This is a genomic window from Bacillus sp. S4, from assembly GCF_040838205.1.
Taxonomy (GTDB): domain Bacteria; phylum Bacillota; class Bacilli; order Bacillales; family Bacillaceae_G; genus Bacillus_A; species Bacillus_A cereus_U.
The window spans coordinates 1-3,924 of the sequence record NZ_JBFPJI010000296.1; the positions used below are offsets into that span (position 1 = coordinate 1).

Here is a 3,924-nt window from a genome sequence, read left to right on the forward strand (position 1 = left end):
GCACTACCTAGCAGTAAAATGATTTTCTTAATAGAATATTCTCCTCTCTGTTACTTTGTATGAAGAGCTTTTCTATTAATATATGATAGGTAAGCGTAAAGTATTATAGTTGTACGTGGCTATGCTTCACAGTTTTTATAGGGCGATCAACGAGTAAATTGTAAGTAAGCCCTATTAATACGAAAATTCCACCGACAATTTTGCCCATTGAGAGTTCGTGTGACAAGAAGAAATCAATGATAGTCCCCGTAAACAATTGTCCGATAAAGATGAGTAACGTTAAATAAAATGCTGGAATTTTAGGAGTAATATAGTTTGATAATGAGATGACGATAACACCTACTAATCCGCCTAAGTATACAGCGATAGGTATGGATTGCAGTGTATGACTAGAAATATACAACGAATCTGAACTGAAAATTAAAAATAACATAGAGAAAAATAATCCAGTAATATAATTAAAAAACGTACCTTCCCAATTTCCAATTTTCTTTGCTAAATTCGCGTTAATAATTCTAGCAACAACGATGGATACTCCAACTAAAATAGCGATACAAATATATAACATATTCTTGCCCCCATTAATAAATTGTCATGATAATAATTCCAGAAGAGATGAAGAATAACCCAACTAGTTTTTTCTTTTCAAACTTCGCAACTTTCATACCTAATAAACCGAAATGATCAATTACGATAGAAGCAATAGATTGACCAAGTAAGCCTAATGCGATAGTAATAGAGGCACCAAGAGCAGAGAAGCTTATATTGCTAAAAAGAACAGTGAATACACCAATCGCTCCAGCGCTATATAAATAAAGCGGAATATCTTTTTCAAAGTGAATTTTATTTTTGTTAAGGACTAGCACGAAAACAACTGCTACTAAACCTACAAGATGAATGACAACACTCGCTGTATAATTGCCAATCAACTCAGATAAAATCCCATTCAATGGGAGCATAATGGCAATAAGCACACCAATAAAGACAGAAAGAAAGTTATACAATGTAATATCCCCTTTGTATTTCATGTTTGTAATGACTGTATCATGTTGAAATTGTGTATTACTATGACATATGTCATAGTAGAAGAAGAAAATTTTGATTAAAATGGGGATGAGTTGTAAAGGTGGGGGAACTATGAAGAAAGTATGTAATTCAAATAAATTAGCAGATTATATGAAACAAAATAATATTGACTCATTTTTTAGTAGTGATATGAAGTCATATATGGAACTTATATTTTTTAAAAAGAATGAGTTCATTTGTAGAGAAAATGAAGAGATAGATTATTTATATTTCTTTGTTGAAGGAAAAGCAAAAGCATTTAACACATTAAGTAACGGGAAATCTGTATTATTATGTTTTTATGATAGCTTGCAATTGTTAGGGGATGTAGAGTTAATTCACTCTCAAAGGATCACTTCAAACGTACAAGTAATGGCAGATTCTTATTGTGTTGGTTTGCCTTTAGGGAAAGTTAGAAATCAGTTGTTTCATGATGCGAAATTTTTAAGATGCATTTGCGGTTCTTTAGCCCACAAATTAAATCGACTTTCAAAGAATAGTACAATTAATTTACTATATCCGCTTGAAAATCGACTTGCGAGTTATATGTTAGCAGCAGGGGAACGAGCGGTTCAGCACGGAAATAGAATTGTGTTTAGTGGGAATTTAACGGAAACAGCCGAATTGTTAGGAACGAGTTATCGGCATTTATTACGAACATTAAATGTTTTTTGTGATAAAGGGATAATACAGAAAAACAATGGATGCTTTGAAGTGATGAATGTGGATATTTTGAGGGAATTGGCTGCTGATGTTTATAAATAGGAGGGTATTATAAATGATTACACCTATATTTAGAATTTTTGATATTGAAAAGGCTCAGTTATTTTACTTTAATTTTTTAGGATTTAAACTGGATTGGGAGCATAGGTATGAGGAAAATATGCCATTATATATGCAAATTTCGTTAAAGGATGCTGTGATACATTTATCTGAGCATCATGGTGATGCATCACCAGGCGGTGCGATTCGTGTGAAAATGAAAGATTTAAAAAACTACCAAACTGTATTATCGAGTAAAGAATATTTATATTCTAAACCTAATATAGAAAAAACACCTTGGGATACACTTGAATTAACAGTGATTGATCCATTTTCAAATAGAATTACATTTTATGAGGAAATGGTTTAGAAATTGAGGGGTCATAAATAATTTATCAAAATAGGGGTTACAATGAAAAGAAAAATAGTGATAATTTCAGATATTTATGGAAATAGTCACGCTTTAAAGGCGGTATTAAAAGATATTTCACGTCGTAAGGTCGAAATGATAATAAATTTAGGTGATAGTGTGTATGGGCCGTTAGATCCTTTAGGGACAATTGAAATATTAATGAGTAACGAGATGATACATATTAAGGGGCGTTTACTTTATAGTGAACTGCTCTTTTTATTTTGGGTAGATATTGAATTATATAAAAATAAAATGTTATGATTATGGAAACGTATGAACATATGAACATGTATTCATGTGTTTGTGAGAAGGAGGGATTGGAGTGAAAGATATAATTATCGTTGGAGCTGGTCAAGCTGGATTAACAATGGGATACTACTTGAAGCAGGAAGGATATAGTTTCTTATTACTTGAGGCGGGAAACCAAATTGGTGATTCATGGAGAAACCGATATGATTCTTTGCAGCTTTTTACACCGAGGGCATATAGTAGTTTGCCAGGTATGGCATTAATAGGAGAGAAAAATGAATTTCCATATAAAGATGAGATTGCAAATTATTTAGAAGGATATGCAAGGCATTATAAATTACCCGTACAATTGCAAACTGAAGTTTTAAAAATAAGGAAAGAGAAAGAAGTATTTGAATTACACACTCCTACAGAAATTTTACAATCGAAAAAAGTTATTATCGCATCAGGTGGTTTTCAGCAACCATTCATCCCCTCATTTTCACAACATCTTTCATCACATATTTTTCAAATACATTCATCACAATATATATCACCATCGCAAATTCCAAAGGGAAGAGTACTAGTAGTAGGTGGCGGGAATTCAGGCATGCAAATAGCAGTAGAACTTGCAAAAACTCATGAAGTTACGATGTCTATCAGTCATCCTTTAACGTTTTTACCGTTACATCTTTTTAGAAAAAGTATTTTCAATTGGTTAGAAAAAATAGGTTTATTGTATGCTGAAATAAATACAAAGAGAGGAAGGTGGTTTCAGAAGAGAAAGGATCCTATTTTTGGTTTTGAAGGTAAGGAACTCATTCGTAATGGAGCAATAAAACTATGGGGAAAAGTAGTAAGTGCATCAGAAAATAACATTATGTTTCAGAATGGTGATACGTATAGGGCACAAAGTATTATATGGTCAACTGGTTTTGTTCAAGATTATAAATGGATTGAAATAGAAAAGGCTGTGAATGAGAAAGGATTTCCTAATCATATAAAGGGAATAAGTCTAGTAAGAGGATTGTATTATATCGGATTGCCCTGGCAATCTCAAAGGGGTTCGGCACTTATTTGTGGTGTAGGAAAGGATGCGGCGTATTTGCTTTCTGAAATCAAAAAAATAGATCAGTAGCAGCAACTACTGATCATCCATATGTACATGAATTAGGAGAGGTCAAACATTTATTAACTTTATTATAATAGATTTTCACGGGATAAAAAACTGAAAATTCTTATTTTTGTGTTGAGAAAGTTTTTTTGTATCGAAATATATGAAAAAACAGGAATTTTCATTGGGAAGAAAAATGATATTTATATTTTAGTAAATTATGATATAGTCTACATTAGAGCTATTTCCATAAATATAATTACTTGTAAATTATATTTATGTGAAGGAAGGAGAAGCAATTATGAAGTTTGATGATCAACGCCTACTAGGAGCCCGATTAGGT

General features: G+C 32.1%; 5 protein-coding genes and 1 pseudogene. 4 read left to right on the forward strand and 2 right to left on the reverse strand.

Annotated features, from left to right (window positions below; genetic code table 11):
- Nucleotides 1–103: 103 nt before the first annotated feature.
- Both AB3X48_RS18765 and AB3X48_RS18770 read right to left on the reverse strand, forming a co-directional pair.
- Complete coding sequence (locus AB3X48_RS18765) at nt 104–568, reverse strand: DMT family transporter (protein WP_002121102.1); 465 nt, start codon at nt 566–568, stop codon at nt 104–106.
- A gap of 13 nt (nt 569–581) precedes the next feature.
- On the reverse strand, nt 582–1,028 hold the full coding sequence (locus tag AB3X48_RS18770; RefSeq protein WP_016105553.1) for a DMT family transporter: 447 nt from the start codon (nt 1,026–1,028) through the stop codon (nt 582–584).
- A gap of 109 nt (nt 1,029–1,137) precedes the next feature.
- Between AB3X48_RS18770 and yeiL the strand changes: the two genes are divergently transcribed.
- From yeiL to AB3X48_RS18790, 4 genes and pseudogenes are all read left to right on the forward strand, one after another.
- Entirely contained in the window at nt 1,138–1,830 is a 693-nt protein-coding gene (gene yeiL / locus AB3X48_RS18775) for a transcriptional regulator YeiL (protein ID WP_016105552.1), read from the forward strand.
- A gap of 13 nt (nt 1,831–1,843) precedes the next feature.
- Nucleotides 1,844–2,197, forward strand: a complete 354-nt coding sequence (locus tag AB3X48_RS18780; RefSeq protein ID WP_002110987.1) for a glyoxalase superfamily protein — start codon at nt 1,844–1,846, stop codon at nt 2,195–2,197.
- A 42-nt stretch (nt 2,198–2,239) separates the two neighbouring features.
- A pseudogene (locus AB3X48_RS18785) lies at nt 2,240–2,428 on the forward strand (metallophosphoesterase family protein); the annotation flags it as partial.
- A 133-nt stretch (nt 2,429–2,561) separates the two neighbouring features.
- A complete protein-coding gene (locus AB3X48_RS18790) occupies nt 2,562–3,605 on the forward strand; it encodes a flavin-containing monooxygenase (protein ID WP_088099390.1) in 1,044 nt (347 codons plus the stop codon).
- The last annotated feature ends 319 nt before the right edge of the window (nt 3,606–3,924 follow it).

Coding starts and splice junctions, on each gene's coding strand:
- AB3X48_RS18765 (WP_002121102.1), bottom strand. CDS start 568: ATGTTATATATTTGTATCGCTATTTTAGTTGGAGTATCCATCGTTGTT.
- AB3X48_RS18770 (WP_016105553.1), bottom strand. CDS start 1,028: ATGAAATACAAAGGGGATATTACATTGTATAACTTTCTTTCTGTCTTT.
- yeiL (WP_016105552.1), top strand. CDS start 1,138: ATGAAGAAAGTATGTAATTCAAATAAATTAGCAGATTATATGAAACAA.
- AB3X48_RS18780 (WP_002110987.1), top strand. CDS start 1,844: ATGATTACACCTATATTTAGAATTTTTGATATTGAAAAGGCTCAGTTA.